Source organism: Pseudomonas sp. NFACC14 (assembly GCF_900106885.1).
GTDB lineage: Bacteria > Pseudomonadota > Gammaproteobacteria > Pseudomonadales > Pseudomonadaceae > Aquipseudomonas > Aquipseudomonas fluorescens_AA.
The window spans coordinates 1-22013 of sequence record NZ_FNOA01000007.1 but is presented as its reverse complement, the minus strand read 5'-3'; the positions used below and the strand labels follow the sequence as shown (position 1 = coordinate 22013).

Here is a 22013-nt window from a genome sequence, read left to right as displayed (position 1 = left end):
ACGAATGTCTGCAAACAGCCAGTTCTTCACCAATCGTTCGGGGATGCGCCTGCACTACTTGTCATGGGGCAACGCGTCAGGCATTCCCGTGTTGCTGCTGCATGGGCTGCGGGCCTATGCCCAGACCTGGGCGTCCCTGGCCAATGTGTTGGGCGAGCGATTCTGTTGCCATGCCCTGGACCAGCGCGGCCGTGGCGACAGCGACTGGGCAGAGGCTTCCAGCTACCGGACCGAAGCCTATGTCAGCGATCTGGAGGATTGGGTCAAGCACCTGGGGCTGGAGCGTTTCGTGCTGGTGGGGCATTCCCTCGGCGGCACCAATGCGCTGGAGTATGCCCGGCTCAATCCTGGACACCTGCAAGCCCTGGTGATCGAAGACATCGGCCCCGGCTCGTCGATCAGCGGCGACGGTGCCGAGCGCATCCGTCGCGAGATGAGCCAGACGCCCCTGTCGTTTCCCGACTGGGAAAGTGCCGCGCAGTTCTGGCGCCGCTCACGTCCCGGTCTGTCCGCCCAGGGGCTGGCGTCCAGGCTGATCCATTCGATGAAGGAAACCCCGGCAGGCATCGGCTGGCGCCATGATCAGGCCGGCATTGCCCAGGCGCGCCTGAGCATCACCCCGACCGACCTGTGGCCGGCGGTCCGGGCGCTGGATTGCCCGACGCTGTTCATCCGGGGCGCGCGCTCCGATTTTCTGCCCGAGGCGACCCTGGAGGCGATGAAGGAGGCCAATCCGCGCGTGCATACAGCGCAGATCGCCGACGCCAGCCATTATGTCCATGACGACCAGGAGGATACGTTCAACCGTGTCGTCATGGATTACTTGCACGACCAATGCCTACAACCACAACAACAAAGCGGTGAATAACGATGAAGCAGGAGAAAACCCAGGTTGTCATCGTGGGCGGCGGCCCGAACGGGATCACGGCCGCTCATTACATGGGGCTGTACGGTATCGACTGCATCGTCCTTGAATTGGCTGACGGCGTCCTGCCGTATCCCCGCGCGGTGGGCATGGATGACGAGGCGCTGCGGGTGTTGCAGGGCATCGGCATCGCCGAACTGGCCGCGCGGGACATGATCTGCAACGTGCCCTTGCGTTACTACAATGCGCGAGGCGTCTGTTTCGCCGAGGTCAAGCCGAGCACGGCGAACTATGGCTGGCCGATGCGCAACATCTTCATGCAACAGTTGCTGGAAACGACATTGCGCGAGCAGTTGGGCAAACACGCCAGTGTCAAGTTGCGCCAGGGCCATGAAATGCTTGACCTGGAGCAGGATGCCGAGGGCGTGACCTTGCAGGTGCGTGATGCCCGGGGCGAGCTTTATCAGTTGCAGGCGCAGTACGTGATCGGTGCCGATGGCGGACGCTCCAGCGTGCGCAAGAAACTCGGCATCGAACTGCTGGGGCTGACCCACCCGCGCAAATGGGTGGTGATCGATACGGCCAACGACACCCTCGATGCACCGTATACCGCCTTGCACGCCGACCCTCAGCGACCTTTCGTCTGCATCTACCTGCCGTATCAGCAACGGCGCTGGGAGTTCATGCTCCTGGAGGGCGAAGACGAAACCCGGATGTGCGAAGAGGCGACGATCCGGGACTTGATCCGTGGGCATATCGGCGATGCGGTCGATCAACTGGAAATCATCCGGATCCGCGCCTACACCCATAATTCCCGGGTCGCGGCGCGCTTTGTCCAGGGCCGTGTGGCATTGGTGGGGGATGCGGCGCATATTTCCCCGCCCTGGGCCGGGCAGGGGCTCAATTCGGGCTTGCGTGATGTCGCCAACGTCAGCTGGAAGCTCGCCGCGATTCTCCAAGGGCGGGCGTCGCCGACGATCCTGGCCAGTTACGACCAGGAGCGCCGTGGACATGCGACCGATCTCATCGCGTTGGCCGACAACATGGGCGCCGTCCTGGGGCTGACCAACCCGTTGATGGCGGGGGTGCGGGACTGGTTGTTCCAGGCCGTCAACAGCGTCGACAACCTGCGTTCGCACTTGCTGGAGTTCAAGTTCAAACCCAAGGCGACCATCACCAAGGGCCTGGTGTATCACGAGCGCGCCGAGCTGCATGAGGATGATCTGGTCGGGCAGTTGTTCATCCAGCCGTCCATCGAAGATGCCCAGGGCCAGCGCCGACGCCTGGACGAGGTGCTGGGGCATTCCTATGCGGTGCTGGGGTATCGGGTCGACCCGAGCGAACCGCTCAGCGAAGAAACCGCCGCCTGGTGGGCGCGCTGGGAGACGCGCTTCATCCAGATCAATCGCTCGCGCAGTGGCGTGGGGCGCAACCAACCCTTGTCTGCCTGCGGGGCCATTTGTGTCGAGGACGTCGATAACCGCCTCGGCGAATGGTTTGCCAAGGTGCGTGATTGTGTCGTGGTGGTGCGGCCGGATCGGTTCGTGGCCGCGATCACCACGCCCGAGCGGCTTGAGGGCGTGTTGCGCAAACTGGCGGAGCAACTCTCATGAGCCGTGAAGATCATCTGTTGGTCCGGCTTCACGATGCCGCGCAGGCCGTGCACGCCTTGCCGTCGTTGGAACCAGAGGCCGTCGACCTGCCGACAGGCTACACCTTGCAGCGCGAGGCGCTGCGCCGGCGCCAGGTCGGTGGTGAGCGCTTGACCGGATGGAAAGTGGCCTTCGCCGGCCGTGCCGCCCAGGACCGTTTCGGTATTGATGAGCCGGTATTGGGCGCGCTGACCGATGCCATGGTGGTGGAACCCGATCGTGGGGTGTCGCTTGCGCGGCTGATCCAGCCGAAGTTGGAAATCGAGCTGGCGTTTGTCCTGGGGCGTACGCTGGTGCCCGGTTTCTACAGCGACGAGGACATCCTCGCCGCCGTGTCCGACGTCGCGCCGGCGTTCGAAATTGCCGATTGCCGCTGGCAGGGCTGGCGTTTCGGCGTCGGCGCGTTTCTTGCCGACAATGCCGCTGCGGGGCTGTATTGCCTGGGCGCGCGGGTCAGGTTCCATCCCGAGCGATTGGCCCACCTGAACTATCGCCTGGCGTGCGATGGGGTGTCCTGTGGCGAGGGCAACGCCCAGGCGCGCGAGGACACCCCCCAGTCCAACCTGTGCTGGCTGGTGCGGCGTTTGCTGGCTGACGGGCAGTGCGTTGAAGCGGGGCAGGTGGTGCTGTCCGGCGCTTTGTTGGCACCTTTGGAAATCAAGGCCGCCGAGTATCGGTTGGACATGCTTGGCATGGAACTGGCTTTGGTTTTCCGGTAGGAGCTGCCGAAGGCTGCGATCTTTTGATCTTTTGATCTTTCGCTTGGGATTCAAGTGTCTGGGGGAAGATCGCAGCCTCGTTGCACTCGACAGCTCCTACACAGCTCCTACACAGTTTCTATGCAGTTTCTATGCAGTTTCTACGCAGTTTCTACGCAGCTTTACGTAGCATCAGGGTTAAGTGCAGGGCCACCGAGGACCAATGATCATGTTCGCCGAAGTCCGTACCTTCAATGATCCTCAGCAACACGCCGGTTCGATCCTGGGCTGGCAGCAAGTCTATGACCAGCTCGGGCGCGGATGTCTTTCCAGCGAGCTGCGCCAGGTGTGCGCCGAACGTTTCCAGATTTTCCAGGAGGTGCTGGATAAACGCGTGGTGCAGCACGGTTGCGCGCCAAAAGGGCGCTTGTGCATCGCCATGTCGCTGGGCGGTGCGCCGGTGGTCCAGGGGCACCAGGTGGGCGCCCACAGCGTCGTGTTGTTGCGCGATGGCGAGGACTTCGTCTTGCACGCCCCGGAGGGCATGCATTTCTTCGCGGCCAATGTCGACACGGTGCGGTTCGCCAAGCTGGCGGCCTACGAACTGTCGAGCGAACAGCTCAAGCGTTTGAAAAACGTGTCCCAGGTCAGCGTGGATGAGGTGGTACTGCGCCGCGTGCAACAACACATCCACCCACTGTTTCGTCGCCTGTTGGAACAGGCGGACGCCGTCAATCCCGCCTCGGAAAAAGTCCTCGAAGACGTTCTGCTCAATGCCTTTCTCGACCTGTTCAGCCACGCCTCGGATGAGGTGCGTGGCCGACGCGGCAATTTTGCCGTCAGTGCCTACCTGGTCAAGCGTTGCCAGGAGTTGGTCGTCGCCAGTGCCGATGTGCCCTTGAGCATTCTCGACTTGTGCGAGCAATTGCGGGTCAGCCGCAGGACCCTGCAGAACAGCTTCCAGGCGGTGACCGGGATGCGCCCGGTGGAGTACCTGCGCAACCTGCGGCTCAATGCGGTGCGCCGCCGCTTGATCGCCACCCATGCGGCGGCGCAGAACGTCAGTGAGATCGCCGTGGAAATGGGGTTTTTCCACCTGAGCCATTTTGCGTTCCATTATCGGGCGCTGTTTGGCGAGTCACCTTCGGATACGCCCAGGGCGCCGGCCTGATGAGCCGCCGTTTGCGGTGTTACCGAAGCACCATCGCGCACTTATAAAGGGCAGCCTCTGAGCTGTTTGGTAGCACACGGCTGCAGCCCCGCCTGTGGCAGGGCTCACGGCAGCCAGTCACTTTTCCTCGGTAAATTCCTTCAAATCAAACGCTTGCATGATTGCGTGAGAAGTTGGCACGTATTCTGCCTTTTTGAATCCATGGATAATTGGATACAAAAATGCAGAAGGTGCTGCCATGCAATTTGCTCCGACATACGCTGAACGCCCGCCCATGACCGCCGAGGAGGAGGCCTACAACTTCTTGCTCGATGCCATTTGTGGTGGTCGGTTACGCAAGGGCGACCGGCTGATTGCCGAGGACATTGCCAACGAGATCGGCATGAGCCGGATGCCGGTGCGCGAGGCCTTTCGCCGTCTGGATGCCCAGGGCCTGGTGACCCTGCGACCCAATCGCGGGGCGGTTGTCAGTGGCTTGGACATCGATGAGTTGCACGAAGTCTTCGAAATGCGCAGCGCCCTGGAAGGCCTGGCGGTCCGTGTCGCGACCGCAAGAATTGGCGAGCGCCAGTTGGCCGCCTTGGAGCGCTTGCTGGACGAGATGGACGACTACCGCGAGGAAAGCGCCGAGTGGGTCAGCCGCCATCGCGCCTTCCATGAATACCTGTGCAGCCTCAGCGGTCGTCCGCGATTGCTCAAGCAGATCAGCGCGCTTTATTCCCTGATCGAAGCGCCCATGCGCCTATGGCTGCAGCATGTGGAAAAACCCCTGAGTGCGCGTCAGGAGCACATGCTGATCCTCGATGCCCTGCGTGCGGGCGATGCCGAGAAGGCCGAGGCGGTGGTGCGTGGGCACATCGAAGGCACCGTTCCTGAATTGATCGAGTTCCTGCAATCGAAAAAATAACGAGAGCAGGCCCCGAGCCTGCCCGTGTTCTGACTTTGAGTACTGCCCGTTACCTACTGAACTGGAGTGTCTGGTCATGCATAAGCCTCGCCTGTTGGTTGCCGCTTTATCCTTGGGTTTCTGTGCGCAGTGGGCGGTTGCCGCGCCCGTTGTCCCGGAGCGTTTGCTCAAGGTCGACAAACTCGTCTACTGCTCAGGCATGGATTCGCCGCCGCTGGTGTCTTTTGACGAGGCGCAGAAACCCAAGGGATTGACCGTGGACCTGGGGCTGGAAATCGCCAGACGCCTGGGTGACAAGAAGGTGGAGTGGCGGGTCATTCCCTTTTCCGGATTGCTCCCCGCGTTGCTGGCCCGCCAGTGCGACATGATCGTCGATCAGCTGTTCGACAAGCCCGAGCGCCGCGAGGTGATCGACATCGTCAACTACATGTATTCCAGCCAGGCGGTGGTGGTGCCCAAGGGCAATCCGAAGGGCCTCAAGACACTGCCGGATCTCTCCGGGCACAAGGTCGCGGTGCTCAACGGTTCCACCATCAAGACCCTGCTCGACGCCGAGAACGAAACCCTGGCCAAGGCCGGCAAGCCGGCGATGAAGCTGGTGGTCTACAACACCGACACCGATGCCTTCCAGGCCCTGCGCATCAGCCAGGTCGACGCCTACGGTACCACCGTGGAAACCGCCGGTTACTACGCGGCCATGGCGCCTGACCTGTTCGAGGAAGGCGTGCCGGCCTTCAGCCGGATTCTCACCGGCCTGGGCATTCGCAAGGACGATCCGCAACTGACCGCCGCCGTGCAGCAGGTGATCGGCGATATGCGCAGCGATGGCAGCTACAGCCAACTGCTTGGCAAATGGCATGTCGCCAGTGACACACTTGATTGAGGTGAACCATCGATGAATTTCAATTGGGATGTGTTCTGGCAGTACCTGCTGCAGCCCAGTGGGGTGTACCTCACCGGGCTCTGGCTGACCTGCCTGATCAGTGTGCTGGCGATGCTGCTGGGCTGTGCCCTGGGGCTGGCCGCCGCGTTGCTGCGGTTGTCGAGCAACCCCTTGCTGCATTTGCCGGTGCGCTTTTACGTGTGGCTGATGCGCGGCACGCCGTTGCTGGTGCAGATCGTCTTTCTCTACACCGCGCTGGCCGCCGGCGGGATTTTCCGCTTCGAAGACATCGACCTGTTCGGCCTGGTGATCCCCGGCAATATCCAGGCGGCGATCATCGCCCTGGGCCTCAACGAGGGGGCCTACATGGCCGAGATCATCCGCGCCGGCATTGGCGCGGTGGACAAGGGCCAATACGAGGCCGGGCGCTCCCTGGGCATGACCTTCGCCAAATTGATGCGCCGTATTGTCCTGCCCCAGGCGTTCCGGGTCATCGTTCCGCCGTTGGGCAACGAGTTCAACGTGATGCTCAAGAACACCACGCTGGTCAGTGTGATCGGCGTCCAGGAACTGTTGCTCAGTACCCAGATGGTCACGTCGGCGACGTTCCGGGTGTTCGAGCTGTACCTGGTGGTGGCGATCTACTTCCTGTTGCTGACCACGTTGTGGGGCTTTTTCCAGCGCTGGCTGGAGACCCGTTTCGGCCAATCGGATCGGCCTTCGTCGCCACCGCCGGCGTCGACGCGGATGTTCGGTCGCAGCACCTTGAACCTGCTGAGGGCACGTTAACCATGGCGCATAAAAGCGAAGAGCTGATCATCGAGGCGCTGGACGTGCACAAGTCCTTCGGCGAGCTGCAGATTCTCAAGGGCATTTCCCTGCAAGTGCGGCGTGGCGAAGTGGTGGTGCTGATCGGTGCGTCGGGCTCCGGCAAGACCACCTTCATTCGTTGCATCAATCTGTTGGAAGACATCCAGGGCGGACGCATCCGCGTCAATGGCCGGGCCATGGGGTATCGCGAGCGCGCCGACGGCAGCCTGGTGCGTGAGTCGGAGCGCAACATCGCCCGGCAGCGGCGGGACATCGGCATGGTGTTCCAACGCTTCAACCTGTTCCCCCACATGACCGCCCTGGAGAACATCATCGAGGCGCCCATCCAGGTGCTCGGTGTGCAGCGCGCCGCTGCTTTGGAACAGGCCCGCGGGTTGCTGGAGCGGGTCGGCCTGGCGGAAAAAGCCGATCACTTCCCGTCGATGCTTTCCGGCGGCCAGCAACAACGGGTGGCCATTGCCCGGGCCCTGGCCATGAAGCCCCAGGCCATGCTGTTCGACGAGCCCACCAGTGCCCTCGACCCGGAGACCGTCGGCGAGGTGCTGCAAGTGATGAAGGAGTTGGCCGAGGAGGGGATGACCATGGTCGTGGTGACCCACGAGATGGGCTTCGCCCGGGAAGTGGCCGACCGTGTGGTGGTCCTGGACCAGGGCGAGCTTATCGAGCAGGGGCCGCCGGAGCAGATCTTCTGTCACCCCGTTCACCCGCGGACCCGGGCTTTCCTCAGCCGGGTGCTATGACCCCTGCGAGGTTGTCTACCCCTGAGTCCGGTCAATCAATTCCTGTATTGAAGAGCTTTCGCCATGCTGACATTTTCTGCCCACGAATACCCTTATCCATCCCAGCGCCAGAGCGTTTTCGCCCGTCGGGGCATGGTCGCCGCGTCCCAGCCCCTGGCGGCCCAGGCGGGCATCGAGATCATGCAAAAAGGCGGCAATGCCATCGACGCCGCCATCGCCACGGCAGCGGCACTGACGGTGGTGGAGCCCACTGGCTGCGGCATCGGCGGTGACGCCTTCGCCCTGGTCTGGTGCAAGGGCCAGCTACACGGCCTCAACGGCAACGGTCATGCGCCGGCGGCCTTGAGCATCGAGGCGGTCAAGGCCGCCGGTCATGGGCAGATGCCGATCCATGGCTGGACCCCGGTGACCGTGCCGGGCTGCCCATCGGCTTGGGCACAGTTGTCGCAGCGCTTTGGCAAACTGCCCTTTGCCGAGCTGCTGCAACCGGCCATCAGCCTGGCCCGGGACGGCTTTGCGCTGTCGCCGGTGGTTGCCCATCAATGGCAGATCGCGCTGAACGAGTTCACGCCCCATCGCGATGCCGTCCTGGAAGCCTGGTTCGAGACTTTCCTGATCGAGGGCCGGGCACCACGGGCCGGGGAGATTTTTCGCAACCCGGCCCAGGCGCGCACGCTCCAGGAGTTGGCCGACACCGGCTGCGAAAGCCTCTATCGCGGCGCGTTGGCCGAGCGTCTGGACGCCCACTCCCGGGCCAGCGGCGGCTACCTGCGCGCCTCGGACCTCAGGGATTATCGCGCCCAGTGGGTCGACCCGATCCACGTCAATTACCGAGGCGTGGATGTCTGGGAAATTCCGCCGAGCGGACAGGGCCTGGTGGCCTTGATGGCGCTGAAGATTCTGGAAGGTTTCGACTTCGATCAGCGTGACAGCCAGCAGACCTGGCATCGTCAACTGGAAGCGATGAAGTTGGCCTACAGCGACGGCCTGCACTACATCACCGACCCCCTGCACATGCGCGTGGCGGTGGCTGACCTGCTCAGCGATGAGTACAGCGCCCGTCGGCGCGGGCAGATCGGCGAACAGGCCCGACCGCCCAAGCCCGGCGACCCCCACGCCAGCGGCACGGTGTACCTGGCCACCGCGGATGGGGAGGGCAACATGGTCTCGTTCATCCAGAGCAACTACCACGGGTTCGGCTCCGGCGTGGTGCTGCCCGACAGCGGAATCGCCCTGCAGAATCGCGGGCAGGAGTTCAGCCTCGATCCGAGCCACGCCAACTGCGTGGCCCCGGGCAAGAAAACCTTCCACACCATCATTCCCGGGTTCCTTACCCGTAATGGCGAGGCCCTCGGCCCCTTCGGCGTGATGGGCGGCTACATGCAGCCCCAGGGGCATGTGCAGATGGTCATGAACCTGGTGGATTTCGGCCTCAACCCGCAAGCGGCCTTGGATGCACCGCGTTGGCAATGGCTGGGAGACATGAAGGTCGGGATCGAACACGGGGCTTCACGGGACCTGGCCAATGCCCTGGCGCGACGGGGGCATGAGGTGCAGATCGCCAGCGACTTGACCGACTATGGGCGCGGCCAGATCATCCTGCGCGACCCGGTCAGTGGTGTGTTGTGTGGCGGGACCGAGCCCCGGGCGGATTCGCATATTGCGGTGTGGTGATGAGCGCCGGCAAACGGGTTTCACTCATCGGCCGCCCCTGAGTGGATCTTGATGACGACCTTGCCCTTGGACCGTCCTTGTTCGACATAATCCAGGGCATCGGCCGTCGCGTCGAAGGTGAAGGATCGGTCAACCACCGGCTTGATGCTGCCGGACTCGACGAGCGTGGCGATCTCACGCAGTTGAGGACCACTGGCGCGCATGAACACGAAGGCGTAGCTCACACCCTTTCGGCGCGCCTTGCGGCGTATGCCACTGCTCAGCAGGCCCATGATCAGCCGCAGAGGCCAGGAAAATCCCTGGGCCTGGGCGAACTGTGGGGTGGGTGGTCCCGAGATGGAAATGAGTTGGCCGCCGGGTTTGAGGATCTTCAGCGACTTCTCCAGTTCATCGGCGCCCAGGCTGTTCAACACGACGTCATAGTCCTGCAGCACGCTTGAGAAATCCTGCTGTTTGTAATCGATGACAACGTCCGCCCCCAGCGCCTTGACCCAGGGCACATTGGCGGTGCTGGTGGTGGTCGCAACGAAGGCGCCGAGGTGTTTGGCCAGCTGGATGGCGAGGGTGCCGACGCCACCTGAACCGGCGTGGATGAACACCTTTTGGCCTTTCTTCAACCGGGCGGTTTCAACCAGTACCTGCCAGGCCGTCAGGGCGACCAAGGGCAGGGCGGCGGCTTCCTCATGGCTGACGTTCGTGGGTTTCAGGGCCAGGGCATTTTCGTTCACTGCGATCTGCTCGGCGAAGGTGCCGATGTGCCCATCCGGGACGCGGGCATAGACTTCATCCCCCGGTTTGAACTGCTGGACACGGGATCCCACCCGCATCACGACCCCGGCCACGTCATGCCCCAATACCAAGGGAAACGAGTAGGGCAGGATCAGCTTGAATTCGCCTTTGCGGATCTTTGAGTCCAGGAGGTTGACGCTGGCGGCATGCACGCGGACCAGAACGTCGTGATCAGCCACTTCCGGGGCCGGGATGTCGTCAATACGACCGCTGTGCTTGGCGTAGCGGTCGATTAAAAATGCCTTCATGGTGCTTTGCTCTCATAAGGGATGCCGCGGACTGGTCACCCGGCCAGGCATCCAGGAATGCCAGCGCTGTCCTTCGCGCTGGCGCCCGCTGAACGATGGTTACGCCAGGTCTTGATAGCGCTCGGCAACCTGGGACTGCTTGATTTGCCCGAGCAGGCCTTGGCGCGCCGCCTGCAAGGCATCCCAGCGTGCCTCTTCCTGCAGCGGCGGGATGGTCACCGGCTCGCGACGGTCAAAACCGACCAGCGCGGCGTCGACCAGGTCACCGACTTCCATGACTTCATTCAAGGTGTTGATGTCGATGCCCGCGCGCTCCCAGATCTCGGTACGGGTCGCGGCCGGCAGGACGGCTTGTACGTAGACGCCTTTAGGCGACAGTTCCAGGCTGAGTCCCTGGGAGAGGAACAGCACGAACGCCTTGGTCGCGCCGTAGACCGACATGCCGAATTCCGGTGCCAGGCCGACCACGGAGCCGATGTTGATGATCGCGCCGTCACCTGCTTTGACCAGGCGTGGGGCGATGGCGCTGGCCAATCGGACCAGCGCGGTGGTGTTGAGCGAAACGAGGTTCGCGACGCTGTCGGTCGACTGCTCGATGAAAGTGCCGGACTGGGCGGCGCCGGCGTTGTTGACCAGGATACCGATGCTGGCGTCGTCCCGCAGCCGGGCTTCGACGCTCGTCAGGTCGCTGATCTGGGTCAGGTCGGCCTGGAGAATATCAATGGCAACAGTGTGTTCGCTGCGCAGCTTGGCGGCCAGGGCTTGCAGGCGCGCGCCGTCGCGGGCCACCAGGACGAGATTGTGGCCGCGTTGCGCAAAGCGCTGGGCATAGACGGCGCCGATGCCGGTGGAAGCGCCAGTGATGAGAACGGTTGTGCGAGTGTCCATGGGTGATTCTCTTCTTCAGGGATTGATGAGCGAATCGCGCGCTGTTGTCCAGGCGCTCAGTCGGGTCGGATCAGTGTTACCGCGCGCTGGATTGCGCGAGCGTCGGGTAGTCGATGTAGCCCACCGCACCGCCGCCGTAGAGGGTGGCGGGGTTGAACGCCGACAGCGGCGAGCCGGTTCTGAGTCGTTCCACCAGGTCTGGGTTGCCAATGAACGGCCGGCCAAAGGCGATCAGGTCAGCCTGGTCTTCGGCGAGTCGCGAAGTGGCCAGGTCAAGGTCGTAGCCGTTGTTGGCGATGTAGGTGTTATTGAAGCGCTGGCGCAACGCGGCGAAGTCGAAGGGCGCAACGTCGCGCGGCCCGCCCGTCGCGCCTTCGACCACGTGCAGGTAAACGATGTCCAGGGCGTTGAGCTGGTCGACCAGGTAGTCGAACTGGGCTTGTGGCGCGCTGCTGGACACGCCATTGGCCGGCGACACAGGCGAGATGCGCAGGCCGGTGCGTTCGGCGCCGACTTCTTTTACGACGGCCGCGGTCACTTCCAGCAGCAGGCGAGCACGGTTTTCAATCGAGCCACCGTAGGCGTCGGTGCGCACGTTGGCGCCGTCCTTGAGGAACTGGTCCAGCAGATAGCCGTTCGCGCCGTGGATCTCTACGCCGTCAAATCCTGCCGCAATGGCGTTCGCTGCCGCCTGGCGAAAATCGTTGACGATTCCGGGCAACTCGCTGATGTCCAGCGCTCGCGGTTCGGAAACGTCCTGGAAACTGTTGTTGACGAACACCTTGGTCGCCGCACGCAAGGCGGAGGGGGCCACGGGCGCGGCGCCGTTCGCTTGCAGGTCGACATGGGAAACCCGACCGACATGCCACAGTTGCAGGAAGATCCGCCCGCCTTTGGCATGCACGGCGTCGGTCACCTTGCGCCAGCCGTCGATCTGCGCCGATGTGTAGATCCCAGGCGTGTCCTGATAACCCTGTCCCTGCTGGGAAATCTGTGAGGCCTCGGAGATCAGCAGGCCGGCGGACGCTCGCTGGCTGTAGTAAGTGGCCGCGAACTCGCTCGGTACAAAACCTTGCCCCGCACGGTTACGCGTCAGCGGTGCCAGGACCACGCGGTTGGAAAGCGTGAGACTACCCAGCTTGTGAGGTGTGAACAGATTCCGGTCGGTCATGGCGTCTTGTTTCCGTAGGGTTGGATAAGAATTGCGTGCAGCTTGCCGGGGTGAGCGCGGCTTTTCATTAGGATGATGACCGAAATCTAAACTGTCAACGAGTTTGATTATGTTCGACATCTATGTATGATGTGAGGGTGATTTCGAGCAGCACGAGGAGTGGAAAATGCGGGTGACCAAGGCCCAGGCCCAGGCAAATCGGGAGCACATCGTCGAGACGGCGTCTGTCTTGTTTCGCGAGCGAGGCTTTGACGGCGTGGGTGTGGCGGATCTGATGGCGGCCGCCGGGTTCACCCACGGCGGTTTCTACAAACATTTCGGCTCCAAGGCCGACCTGATGGCCGAAGCGGCCGCGCGCAGCCTTGCGCAATCGCTGACCAACAACGCGGGTCTCGATGTGCCGGGGTTCGTCAACCTCTACGTGTCCCGCAATCACCGTGACGCCCCGGGTGGCGGTTGCACCATGGCGGCACTGTGCGGGGACGCTGCCCGTCAAACGCCCGAGCTGAAGGCGACTTTTTCCAGCGGCATCGAAAATATGCTGGCGGCGCTCGCGAGCCGGTACGAGAGCGGGCAAGACGCGCCGCAGGCAGAGGTCAGGGAGAAAATGCTCGACATGTTGGCCCATGTCGTCGGCGCGATCATGTTGTCGCGGGCCTGCCCGGACGATTCCGCCCTGGCTGATGAAATCCTCGAGGTCTGCCGCGCCCGGATCATCGCATCACTGCCGCCATCGCCCGCGCAGCAGCCTTGACGGATACCGATTGGCCTTAGAGCGACGCCCTGACCACCAGTGGGCAATCCACCGGCTGGGCGCCCGTCAGTTCGAGGGTCTCGATCAGGTGCCGGGCGGCCTGGCGACCGATCTCGTAGTACGGCAGTTGGACCGTGGTCAGCGGCGGCATGAACAGTTCTGCGATGCCGATCATGTTGTCATAGCCCAGCACTGCGACATCGTCAGGGATTTTCAAGCCGCGGCCCAACAGCAGTTGATAGGCGCAGAAGGCGATGCGGTCGTTGCCGCAGACCAGGATGTCGAATTGCGGACGGCCGTCGACGATATGCCGGTCGAGAATGGCGGCGGTCTCACCGTAGGCATCGTGATCGGAAAGGTCGTATTGCAGGAGTGTTTCAGGCGCCAGCCCGAAGGCCTGGCAGGCGCGTTGCAGACCTTGTTGGCGCAGCTTCCAGGCAACACTCTTCCTGGGCAAGTTGATACACAGCGGGCGCCGATAGCCTTGGCTCAAGGCATGATGCACGGCGCGGTACTGCCCGGCTTCATCATCCGGCACGTAGCTGACCAGTTGGCTGTCATCGGCCAGGCAATTGGCGAGTACCAGCGGCTTGCTCTTGAGTCGCTCGGGAATGCTCACCTGGCGCAACCCCATGGCACTGAAGATCAACCCATCGGGGCGATGCGACAGCATCAGGTCGATGTTCTGGTCGGTGGGCGGGTTGCTCAGCAGGTTGAGGATGAAGACGTTCCAGCCAGCCTGCTGCGCGGTCTGTTCGATGGACAGCAGCAACTCGACGGCGAACGGCGTGGTCGCGGTGTCCAAGGCGAACACACCGATGGTGCGCGCCTGCAAGTTGTCGCCGCGCATCCTGCGCGCCGACAGGCTCGGTACGAATTGCAGTTCATCGATGGCGCGGCGTACCCGCTGAAGGGTCTCGGGGCTCAGTTTTTCCGGCGTGTTGAGCGCGCGCGAAACCGTCATCAGGGATACGCCGGCCAGCTGTGCAACGTCTTTCACGGAAGTCATGCGAAGTGCGGCCAGTCAGGTTGACGCAGAATCATGACACAGCGCCCGGGCTTCTCGCGACTCGAATGACGCGACTCACAGCCAACCCGAGGCCAGGGGCCAGGCGTTGGAAATTGCGACGTGTCCGCCAGTCCCGCTCGCCAACAGCTTCACCCCGAGGCTGTCGGGCCGTGGATAGAGGCGACTGCTGAGGCTGAAGCGGCCGCTTTGCTCAAACACCTCGATGGATGAACGATCGAGAAACACCCGCAGATGCAGTTGCGTCTGCGCCTGCTCTATCGGCACGCTGCGCTGGCCGCTCACTTGCGCACCCGAGTGGCTGCGATCGAGCACCAGGCGTCGCAGTGACGCGTCGTAGTACAGCAGGGTCTGTTCCTGCTCATCGGCACTGCAGCGCAAGGCGATGCCCAACTGACCTTCGGTGCAGTCGAACAGGTCCAGATGCACATGGATCTCCAGTCGGTCGCCACTCACTTGCGGCACCCAGCGGCTGCCCGACTCGCCCCACGGCGCAATGCTTGGCAACGGCGCCTGACGCAGCGCAACCAGTTCCCGCGCCGGAAACACGCCAAGGCGATCGCCCTGCAGTTCCAGCTCCCGTGGCAAACCGAGCATGCCGCACCAGTGATGGGCCTGGCTCGGCATCGGGCTTTCCCACATGTCCAGCCAGGCCCACACCAGGCGCCGGCCATCAGCGGCCACCAAGGTTTGCGCGGCGTAGAAATCATGGCCGTTATCCAGCTCGATGAACGGCCCGCCGTTGAAGTGCCATTCGCTGTCGAGGTGGCCAATGCGATAACCGGTCTGATACTTGTTCAGCCGTTCGTAACCCGCCGGTGGCATGCCTTGGGGGGAGTACAGCAGTACGTCGCGCCCGTCGAGGCGAAACAGGTCCGGGCATTCCCACATGTAGCCGTCGCCGTCAGTGCCCCTGGACACGTAATCGAGAAACTCCCAGGCGCGCAGGTCCGTGGAGCGGTACAGCGGCAGCAGCGGCGTGTCGCCCAGGCGCGCCCCGGCAATCAGGTACCAGTAACCTCCCTCCTGCCAGACCTTGGGGTCGCGAAAGTGCATGATCGCCGCTTGCGGTGCGTTCTCGATGACGGCGCCATGCTTGACGAAGCGGACGCCGTCGACACTGGTGGCCAGGCACTGGACCTGGCGGATCAGGCGTTCGTCGCCCACCTCTCCCAGCCAGGTGTGCCCGGTGTAGATCAGCGCCAGGGTGTCGCCACACACCACCGCGCTACCGGAAAAGCAGCCGTCGCGGTCGAAGTCGTCACCCGGTGCCAGGGCAATGGGCAGATGTTGCCAATGAACCAGATCGGCGCTCTTGGCGTGGCCCCAGTACATCGGGCCCCATTTGGCGTCGAAGGGGTGGTGTTGGTAGAACACGTGGTACTCGCCCCGAAAAAACACCACCCCGTTAGGGTCGTTCATCCAACCCGTTGGCGGGGCCAGATGATAGTCGGGTCGATAGTCGTGGATCAGGCGAGACAGGCCATCACGCAGGGCCTGCTGTGCATGTTCGAGAGAGGCGGGCATCGGATTGCTCAGGCTATTCAAGGATACAGTCATAGGGCGCCCGCATGGGCCGGGCGCAGGGCGACGTCATCGGACAGGCTGTCGATGGCATGGCGTTTCAACGCCGCGCCGTGTGTGTCGAACACATGCAGATTGTCGATATCCAGTTGCAGTTCGACCCGATCATCCACTCGCCATCCGGCGTTGACCTCACAGCGACAGACCATGGGGGCGTCCTGGCCAGTGTCGAGGTGCACATAGGTTTCACTCCCCAGATATTCGACCCCGCTCACCGCGATGCCGGCCGTTCCCTGGGCCGCCTTGAGGGCGATATGTTCCGGACGAATCCCCAGGCTCAGTTGCGTATTCGCGGCCAGGCCCGAGCTGTCGAAGGGCAGGGACGTCATGCCCAGCACCAGGCTTTCAACCTGGCTGGTTTCGCCTGGCGCATGCAGGAACGCGGCAAGGAAATTCATCCTGGGTGAGCCCAGGAAACCGGCGACAAAGCGGCTGGCCGGGCGCTCATAGAGTTCCCGTGGCGAGCCGACCTGCTCGATGCGGCCGCCATTGAGCACGACAATCTTGTCGGCCAGGGTCATCGCTTCAACCTGATCGTGGGTCACGTAGATCATGGTCGAGCCCAGTCGCCCATGCAGCCGGGCGATTTCGTTGCGCATCTGCACGCGCAGGGACGCGTCGAGGTTGGAAAGTGGCTCGTCGAACAACAGAATGTCCGGCTCCCGCGCCATGGCCCGGCCCATGGCCACGCGCTGGCGCTGGCCGCCCGACAGTTCCCGTGGCTTGCGTTGCAGCAGTTTGTCCAATTGCAGGATCTGCGCGGTTTTCAGCACCCGCTCGCGCAGGCTGTTTTTTTCGGTCTTGGCCAGCTTGAGGCCAAAGCTGATGTTGTCGTAGACGCTCATGTGCGGATACAGCGCATAGGACTGGAACACCATGCCGACGCCACGCTCGCGCGGCTCCAGGTCGTTTACCCGGCGCCCGTCGATCAGCAGGTCACCGGCACAGATCGAATCCAGCCCGGCGATCAGCCGCAGCAGGGTCGACTTTCCGCAGCCCGAAGGGCCGACGAAGACCACGAATTCGCCTGCCGAGATTTCCAGGCTGACGTCGCGAAGAATGCGTGCGCCGCCCAATTGTTTGTTCACGTTGTCCAGCTTCAACTTGATCACGATGCTGTTCCTTTCTTGTCTGTGTTGGGCCTCAACCCTTTAACGCACCGGCAGTGAGGCCGGAAACGATGCGGCGCTGGAAGATCAGCACCAGAATCACCAAGGGCACCGTGACCAGCACCGACGCCGCCATCAACAGGCCCCAAGGCAGCTCATGGGGGCTGCCGCCGGAAATCAGCGCGATGGCGACCGGGACCGTGCGTTGCGAGTCGGTCAGGGTGAAGGTCAGTGCGAAGAGGAACTCGTTCCATGCGGCGATGAAGGCCAGAAGGCCGGTGGTGACCAGTGCCGGCCAGAGCAGCGGCAACAGCACGCGGGTCAGCGTGACCCAAGGTGACGCACCGTCCATGATGGCGGCCTCTTCCAGCTCATGGGGCAGTTGCCCCATGAAGGTGGTCAGCACCCAGACAGTGAAGGGCAGGGTGAAAATCGTGTAGCTCAGGATCAACGCCCAGGAGGTGTTGTACAGGCCCAGGGCACGGATCACCTCGAACAGCCCCGACAGCACTGCGACTTGGGGAAACATCGAGACGCCCAGGACCATCATCAACACCGGACCGCGTCCGCGAAATTTCACCCGGCCCAAGGCATAGGCGGCGGTCAGGCTGAGGAACAGCGCCAGCGCGACCACGCACAGCGCAACCACCAGCGAGTTGCCGATAGCCCGCAGGAACGAGGCCTGGTTGAGTACGGCGGCGTAGTTGGAGAAGTCGGGGTGGTCAATCCAGTAGCTCACCTGGAACAAGGCGCTGGACGGTTTCAGCGACGTTACGATGGCGTAGTAGAAAGGGAAGACCGCATACACCAGCAAGATAGCGATCAGGCACCAGAACCCGAGGCGCAACAGGGCTTTTTTCAGTAGGCGAGGGCTCATGGGCGGACCTCCAGCTGACGGCGTCCGAGGTACAGATAAACCAGGGCGATCACCGCGACGACCAGGAACAGCAAGGTCGAGGCGGCGCTGCCATAACCCACGTCCTGGAATTCCACCAAGTGCTGGCGGGCATAGACCGACATGCTCATGGTGCTCGACGAGTTCGAGGTCAACACATAGATGACGTCGAAGACCCGCAGGGAATCGAGGATCCGGAAGATCGCCGCCACCAGCAAGGCTGGCATCAGCAGTGGCAGGGTGACCCGCCAGAACACGTTCACCGGGTGAATGCCATCGACCCTGGCGGCTTCGTAGCAGTCGCTGGGCAGCATCTGCAAGGCCGCCAGCATCAGCAGGGTGACGAAAGGCACGGTCTTCCAGACGTCGACGATGATCACCGCCCACATCGACAGGTCCGCGTCGGCGGTCCAGGCCAGGGGCGCGTCGATCAGGCCGAGGCCGAGCATCAGGTGATTGATGATGCCGAACTGGTCGTTGAGCATCCATGACCAGATTTTCGCCGAGACGATGGTCGGGATCGCCCAGGGGATCAGGATCAACGCCCGCACCAGGGCGCGTCCGCTGAACCGGACGTTGAGCAGCAACGCCACCAGCAGCCCCAGGACGATTTCCAGCCCCACCGAAACCACGGTGAAATGCAAGGTGTTGCGCACCGCATTCCACCACTGTGGATCGACGAGCAGGCCTGACCAACCGGCACTGCTGTGGAACAGATAGTTGCTCAAGCCAACAAAGGTTGCATCCCCCGTATCGGCGAGGCTGGCGTCGGTCAGGCTGAACCAGAATGTACGCAACAGCGGCCAGGCCGCCACCAGCGCCAGGCACAGCAGCATCGGGGTCAGGAACAGCCAGGCGGCGCGAACGCGACGGCGTTGTACCGGCGTTTCCCGGGCGGGCAGGTACTCGTCGTCGGGGACGAGTGTGGTGGAGACAGACATGGTGATTTCCTTCCTTGTGGCTTACCAGTTCCGGCGTTTGATCCGCGTGAGTTCGCTTTCCAGCTCGGCCAGGGCCTGATCCACCGGCCGCTCGCCCGCCAGCACGCCGTGCACTTGATCGAAGAAGGCATTGGAGACCCGTGGGTAGCGATCGGCGGTGATCGAGGCGGGGCGCATGACCCCATCGTTGAGAATGCTGTGCAGTTGGCTGTAGTAAGGCATGGCCGCGAGCAACTCGGGATCCTGGTAGAGCGACTCGATCACCGGGTTGTAGGCGCCGACCAAGGCGCGATGTTTCTGTTGTGGGGCGCTGCTCAGGTAGCTCACCAGTTCCGCGGCGAGCTTGGGGTTGGCGCTGTAGCGTGACACCGCCAGGCCCCAGCCACCGAGGGTGGACGCATGAGTGCCTGTCGCACCGCCGCGGGGCAGGGGCGCGACAGCGACCTTGTCTTTGACGGCGCTGTCCTGGCTTTGCACCAGGGCCCAGACATAAGGCCAGTTACGCATGAATAGCGCATTGCCCGACTGGAAGACGCCGCGTCCTTCTTCCTCGGTGTAATTGAGCACGCCACGGGGGGCGATGTCTCCGACCCAGCTCTTGGCCAGGGTCAACGCCGCCCGTGAGGCCTGGCTGTTGACCACGATATCGCCTTGGGCGTTGACCAGCCCGCCTTGCGGTTGGCTGCTGATCCACTCCAGGGCATTGCACGTCAGGCCTTCGTAGGCGCGTCCCTGGAATACATAACCCCAGGCATTGGCATTACCGGCAACGCGCTCCGCCTGCTGGACAGTCCTGGCGGTGGCCGTCATTTCTTCCCAGGTCTGGGGCACGGGCTTGTTGTATTTCTCGAGCAAGTCCTTGCGGTAATACAGCAACCCCGAATCGGTGAACCACGGCATGGTCACCAGGCGCCCGTTCACCGTGGCGTTATCCACCTGGGCCTGGAAATACCCCTGGGTGGCGTCGGCCGCAAGCACCTGGCGCAAGTCCAGCAAGTGTTTGGCCAACATGCCCGGCCACACCATGTCGATCTGGATGATGTCGATGTCGCTGGATTGCGCACTGAGGATCTGTTGGTAGAACGACAACCGTTCGGTCGCCGAGTTAGGTGTGGAAACCACTTCGACACTGTTGCCGGTCTGCTTCGACCACGCCTCGACGGCCTCTTTGCACAGTTGCAATTCGGCACCCACGGCACCACAGGAAATCGTCAGGTTGGCGGCAGTCGACAGGGCCGGAAACCCGACGCAAAGGCCGAGCAGCGCCGCTGGCAGGAGCGATTTGAGCTGTTTCATAAAGCCCTCTTTATTTTTGTTTTTAGAAAAGTTAACGTTAACATCGCCAAATGTAGCAGCGTATTTGCGATGAGGCATCCTTTTTTTCCTCTGCTTTGACAATTCAGAACCTGGGCGGAAAAGGTCGGTCGCGGCAACAGAACAATAAAAACAAACAGGGAAAATCCACATGCAGAAAGCATCAAGCTGGCTACTCGCAAGCGTGCTCGGCGCCTCGGCGGCCACCTCTCAGGCCGCGACTCTGGAAGAGCGCATGGCAGCGTTCGAAGCCCGTGCCAGCGCAGCGGAAAAGCGTGCAGCCGCCGCCGAACAACAAACCCAGGCACTCGCCAGGGAACTGCAGCAAATCAAGCTCGCCACACCCACCGCGCAACCGACCGTGTCCACCGTTGCGACACCCACGCTCGATGCCCGCCTGGCAAAACTCGAAGCCCGCCAGCAAAGCACGGAAAAGCAGGGCGGTAGCGCTCACCTCACTGACGGCTTCAGCTTCAAGGGCTACGCCCGCTCCGGGTTGCTGATCAACGATGGGTTGGGTGGCGGGCGTGGCGGTCCGTACACCACCCCGGCCGGTTCTGTCGGCGGCGCCGTCGGGCGACTCGGGAACGAGGACGACACCTACATGCGCATCGACCTGTCGAAAGAGCTGTACGCGCAGAACGGCACCCGCTCCAAATTCACGGTGTCCATCGCCGATGGCGTAGAAAGCTCCAACGACTGGACTGCCGAGGAAAGCAATCTGAACGTACGCCAGGTGTTTACCGAACTCGATCACCTCGCGGCATTCAAGGGCAACTCGATGTTCGAGCATTCCACCTTGTGGGCTGGCAAGCGCTTCGACAGGGACAATTTCGACATCCACTGGCTGGACTCCGACGTGGTCTATCTGGCCGGCACCGGGGGCGGTGTCTACGACGTGCAGATGACCAAGGAATGGCGCTCGAACTACTCGTTGATCGGGCGTAACTACGGGGATTTCAGCGAGGGCGGGGTCAATGCCGATGTGGAAAGCTACATCCTGACGTCCAACCAGTTTTTCGACGGCGGGCAGTGGCAGTGGATGTTCAACGCCATAGGCGCGAAGAAAAACGACTTCGGCACTCGCACCAATGAAGCGGGACTGGCGCCGGCCGATTCCGGTTTGCACAGCATGGTCGCCAATCACCAGAAAACCTTTTTCGGGCGCGAAGGCTTCTTCAAGACAGCGTTGCTCTATGGGCAGGGGTTGGGGGCTGAAGTCAAGAACGTCGGCGCCGATGGCGAATTGATCGACGATGCCCGGGCTCTGCGTGTGGCGCTGTACGGCGAAACGCCCCTGGCCTCCGACTGGCGCATCGGCCCGAGCCTGCTGGCCGAGCGAAGCAAGGATCGCTACGTCAAGGGTGACGACTACCGTTGGATGACCCTGAACGTGCGCTTGGCCAACGAAATCAACAGCAATTTCGAGATGGCCTACGAGATGAGTTGGCAAACCATGCAGCTCGATCCCAAAGGCTACCTGCAACGCAATGCGGTCGACGGCGACTTCTGGAAGTTCACGGTTGCCCCGACCTTCAAGCCCGATTTGGGCGATCTGCTTACGCGCCCCGAGCTGCGTCTGTTCGCCAGCGTCATGAACTGGTCGTCGGACCTGGACAGGTACAGCTCCACAGACGCCTTCGGCAAGACGGACTTCAACGCCGGCGGCACCTGGCAGTACGGCCTCCAGATGGAAACCTGGTTCTGAGACCCGCCAGTCGAGACCTGTGGGAGCGAGCTTGCTCGCGATGGCAGTGGATCAGCCTGGACAGGCGTTGGATGTGCCGCCGTCATCGCGAGCAAGCTCGCTCCCACAGTTTTGCCGGGCGTTCACAGACTTCGCAGTCACCACCCACCCTCTGTGGGAGCGAG

21 protein-coding genes are annotated in these 22013 nt (G+C 62.6%); 11 read left to right on the top strand and 10 right to left on the bottom strand.

Going from position 1 to position 22013, the window contains the following annotated elements:
• The first annotated feature begins 4 nt into the window (after window positions 1-4).
• The 4 genes from BLU85_RS12980 (at window position 5) to BLU85_RS12965 (ending at window position 4386) form a co-directional block, all read left to right on the top strand.
• Window positions 5-868, top strand: a complete 864-nt coding sequence (locus BLU85_RS12980; protein WP_092203621.1) for an alpha/beta fold hydrolase — start codon at window positions 5-7, stop codon at window positions 866-868.
• Window positions 869-870: 2 nt separating this feature from the next.
• Window positions 871-2478 (top strand): bifunctional 3-(3-hydroxy-phenyl)propionate/3-hydroxycinnamic acid hydroxylase, encoded by a 1608-nt coding sequence (locus tag BLU85_RS12975; protein WP_092203623.1) that lies wholly within the window; start codon window positions 871-873, stop codon window positions 2476-2478.
• Window positions 2475-3236 (top strand): 2-keto-4-pentenoate hydratase, encoded by a 762-nt coding sequence (locus BLU85_RS12970; protein WP_092203625.1) that lies wholly within the window; start codon window positions 2475-2477, stop codon window positions 3234-3236. Before BLU85_RS12975 ends, BLU85_RS12970 begins: the two co-directional genes overlap by 4 nt.
• Before the next feature lie 208 nt (window positions 3237-3444).
• Complete coding sequence (locus tag BLU85_RS12965; protein ID WP_092203658.1) at window positions 3445-4386, top strand: helix-turn-helix domain-containing protein; 942 nt, start codon at window positions 3445-3447, stop codon at window positions 4384-4386.
• Window positions 4387-4503: 117 nt separating this feature from the next.
• Here BLU85_RS12965 and BLU85_RS31390 read toward each other — a convergent pair whose 3' ends face one another.
• A complete protein-coding gene (locus BLU85_RS31390) occupies window positions 4504-4626 on the bottom strand; it encodes a hypothetical protein (protein WP_256326622.1) in 123 nt (40 codons plus the stop codon).
• Here BLU85_RS31390 and BLU85_RS12960 point away from each other — a divergent pair.
• From BLU85_RS12960 to BLU85_RS12940, 5 genes are all read left to right on the top strand, one after another.
• Window positions 4625-5293 (top strand): GntR family transcriptional regulator, encoded by a 669-nt coding sequence (locus tag BLU85_RS12960; protein WP_060742710.1) that lies wholly within the window; start codon window positions 4625-4627, stop codon window positions 5291-5293. The genes BLU85_RS31390 and BLU85_RS12960 overlap by 2 nt on opposite strands.
• Window positions 5294-5369: 76 nt before the next feature.
• Window positions 5370-6176 (top strand): ABC transporter substrate-binding protein, encoded by an 807-nt coding sequence (locus BLU85_RS12955; protein ID WP_092203627.1) that lies wholly within the window; start codon window positions 5370-5372, stop codon window positions 6174-6176.
• A 12-nt stretch (window positions 6177-6188) separates the two neighbouring features.
• On the top strand, window positions 6189-6965 hold the full coding sequence (locus BLU85_RS12950) for an amino acid ABC transporter permease (protein ID WP_060742708.1): 777 nt from the start codon (window positions 6189-6191) through the stop codon (window positions 6963-6965).
• 2 nt (window positions 6966-6967) lie between these two features.
• Window positions 6968-7747, top strand: a complete 780-nt coding sequence (locus BLU85_RS12945) for an amino acid ABC transporter ATP-binding protein (protein WP_092203629.1) — start codon at window positions 6968-6970, stop codon at window positions 7745-7747.
• Window positions 7748-7810: 63 nt separating this feature from the next.
• The gene (locus BLU85_RS12940) at window positions 7811-9421 is read left to right on the top strand and encodes a gamma-glutamyltransferase family protein (RefSeq protein ID WP_092203631.1); all 1611 of its coding nucleotides are present in this window, start codon (window positions 7811-7813) and stop codon (window positions 9419-9421) included.
• A gap of 20 nt (window positions 9422-9441) precedes the next feature.
• Here BLU85_RS12940 and BLU85_RS12935 read toward each other — a convergent pair whose 3' ends face one another.
• The 3 genes from BLU85_RS12935 to BLU85_RS12925 all read right to left on the bottom strand — a co-directional run bounded on the left by BLU85_RS12935 (window position 9442) and on the right by BLU85_RS12925 (window position 12517).
• Window positions 9442-10458: an NADP-dependent oxidoreductase gene (locus BLU85_RS12935; RefSeq protein ID WP_092203633.1), complete on the bottom strand. Its 1017-nt coding sequence runs from the start codon at window positions 10456-10458 to the stop codon at window positions 9442-9444.
• Window positions 10459-10557: 99 nt separating this feature from the next.
• Window positions 10558-11346, bottom strand: coding sequence for an SDR family NAD(P)-dependent oxidoreductase (locus BLU85_RS12930; protein WP_060742704.1), 789 nt, complete (start codon window positions 11344-11346; stop codon window positions 10558-10560).
• 76 nt (window positions 11347-11422) lie between these two features.
• A complete protein-coding gene (locus BLU85_RS12925; RefSeq protein WP_092203635.1) occupies window positions 11423-12517 on the bottom strand; it encodes an alkene reductase in 1095 nt (364 codons plus the stop codon).
• A gap of 166 nt (window positions 12518-12683) precedes the next feature.
• Here BLU85_RS12925 and BLU85_RS12920 point away from each other — a divergent pair, with 166 nt between their 5' ends.
• Window positions 12684-13271: a TetR/AcrR family transcriptional regulator gene (locus BLU85_RS12920; RefSeq protein ID WP_092203638.1), complete on the top strand. Its 588-nt coding sequence runs from the start codon at window positions 12684-12686 to the stop codon at window positions 13269-13271.
• 16 nt (window positions 13272-13287) lie between these two features.
• Here BLU85_RS12920 and BLU85_RS12915 read toward each other — a convergent pair whose 3' ends face one another.
• The 6 genes from BLU85_RS12915 to BLU85_RS12890 form a co-directional block, all read right to left on the bottom strand.
• A complete protein-coding gene (locus BLU85_RS12915; protein WP_092203640.1) occupies window positions 13288-14280 on the bottom strand; it encodes a LacI family DNA-binding transcriptional regulator in 993 nt (330 codons plus the stop codon).
• Window positions 14281-14355: 75 nt separating this feature from the next.
• Complete coding sequence (locus BLU85_RS12910) at window positions 14356-15858, bottom strand: glycoside hydrolase family 32 protein (protein WP_170847620.1); 1503 nt, start codon at window positions 15856-15858, stop codon at window positions 14356-14358.
• Complete coding sequence (locus tag BLU85_RS12905) at window positions 15855-16994, bottom strand: ABC transporter ATP-binding protein (RefSeq protein WP_092203644.1); 1140 nt, start codon at window positions 16992-16994, stop codon at window positions 15855-15857. Before BLU85_RS12905 ends, BLU85_RS12910 begins: the two co-directional genes overlap by 4 nt.
• Before the next feature lie 31 nt (window positions 16995-17025).
• Window positions 17026-17868: a carbohydrate ABC transporter permease gene (locus tag BLU85_RS12900; protein ID WP_092165535.1), complete on the bottom strand. Its 843-nt coding sequence runs from the start codon at window positions 17866-17868 to the stop codon at window positions 17026-17028.
• Window positions 17865-18827 carry a carbohydrate ABC transporter permease gene (locus tag BLU85_RS12895; RefSeq protein ID WP_092203646.1) on the bottom strand — a complete coding sequence of 321 codons (963 nt, stop codon included), beginning with the start codon at window positions 18825-18827 and terminating at the stop codon, window positions 17865-17867. Before BLU85_RS12895 ends, BLU85_RS12900 begins: the two co-directional genes overlap by 4 nt.
• A 21-nt stretch (window positions 18828-18848) precedes the next feature.
• Entirely contained in the window at window positions 18849-20123 is a 1275-nt protein-coding gene (locus BLU85_RS12890; protein ID WP_092203648.1) for an ABC transporter substrate-binding protein, read from the bottom strand.
• A 169-nt stretch (window positions 20124-20292) separates the two neighbouring features.
• Between BLU85_RS12890 and BLU85_RS12885 the strand changes: the two genes are divergently transcribed.
• A complete protein-coding gene (locus tag BLU85_RS12885) occupies window positions 20293-21849 on the top strand; it encodes a carbohydrate porin (RefSeq protein WP_092203650.1) in 1557 nt (518 codons plus the stop codon).
• Window positions 21850-22013: the final 164 nt, after the last annotated feature.

Coding starts and splice junctions, on each gene's coding strand:
- BLU85_RS12945 (WP_092203629.1), top strand. CDS start 6,968: ATGGCGCATAAAAGCGAAGAGCTGATCATCGAGGCGCTGGACGTGCAC.
- BLU85_RS12910 (WP_170847620.1), bottom strand. CDS start 15,858: ATGACTGTATCCTTGAATAGCCTGAGCAATCCGATGCCCGCCTCTCTC.
- BLU85_RS12895 (WP_092203646.1), bottom strand. CDS start 18,827: ATGTCTGTCTCCACCACACTCGTCCCCGACGACGAGTACCTGCCCGCC.
- BLU85_RS12890 (WP_092203648.1), bottom strand. CDS start 20,123: ATGAAACAGCTCAAATCGCTCCTGCCAGCGGCGCTGCTCGGCCTTTGC.
- BLU85_RS12925 (WP_092203635.1), bottom strand. CDS start 12,517: ATGACCGACCGGAATCTGTTCACACCTCACAAGCTGGGTAGTCTCACG.
- BLU85_RS12935 (WP_092203633.1), bottom strand. CDS start 10,458: ATGAAGGCATTTTTAATCGACCGCTACGCCAAGCACAGCGGTCGTATT.
- BLU85_RS12930 (WP_060742704.1), bottom strand. CDS start 11,346: ATGGACACTCGCACAACCGTTCTCATCACTGGCGCTTCCACCGGCATC.
- BLU85_RS12940 (WP_092203631.1), top strand. CDS start 7,811: ATGCTGACATTTTCTGCCCACGAATACCCTTATCCATCCCAGCGCCAG.
- BLU85_RS12950 (WP_060742708.1), top strand. CDS start 6,189: ATGAATTTCAATTGGGATGTGTTCTGGCAGTACCTGCTGCAGCCCAGT.
- BLU85_RS12920 (WP_092203638.1), top strand. CDS start 12,684: ATGCGGGTGACCAAGGCCCAGGCCCAGGCAAATCGGGAGCACATCGTC.
- BLU85_RS12975 (WP_092203623.1), top strand. CDS start 871: ATGAAGCAGGAGAAAACCCAGGTTGTCATCGTGGGCGGCGGCCCGAAC.
- BLU85_RS12960 (WP_060742710.1), top strand. CDS start 4,625: ATGCAATTTGCTCCGACATACGCTGAACGCCCGCCCATGACCGCCGAG.
- BLU85_RS12965 (WP_092203658.1), top strand. CDS start 3,445: ATGTTCGCCGAAGTCCGTACCTTCAATGATCCTCAGCAACACGCCGGT.
- BLU85_RS31390 (WP_256326622.1), bottom strand. CDS start 4,626: ATGGCAGCACCTTCTGCATTTTTGTATCCAATTATCCATGGATTCAAA.
- BLU85_RS12970 (WP_092203625.1), top strand. CDS start 2,475: ATGAGCCGTGAAGATCATCTGTTGGTCCGGCTTCACGATGCCGCGCAG.
- BLU85_RS12955 (WP_092203627.1), top strand. CDS start 5,370: ATGCATAAGCCTCGCCTGTTGGTTGCCGCTTTATCCTTGGGTTTCTGT.
- BLU85_RS12885 (WP_092203650.1), top strand. CDS start 20,293: ATGCAGAAAGCATCAAGCTGGCTACTCGCAAGCGTGCTCGGCGCCTCG.
- BLU85_RS12915 (WP_092203640.1), bottom strand. CDS start 14,280: ATGACTTCCGTGAAAGACGTTGCACAGCTGGCCGGCGTATCCCTGATG.
- BLU85_RS12980 (WP_092203621.1), top strand. CDS start 5: ATGTCTGCAAACAGCCAGTTCTTCACCAATCGTTCGGGGATGCGCCTG.
- BLU85_RS12900 (WP_092165535.1), bottom strand. CDS start 17,868: ATGAGCCCTCGCCTACTGAAAAAAGCCCTGTTGCGCCTCGGGTTCTGG.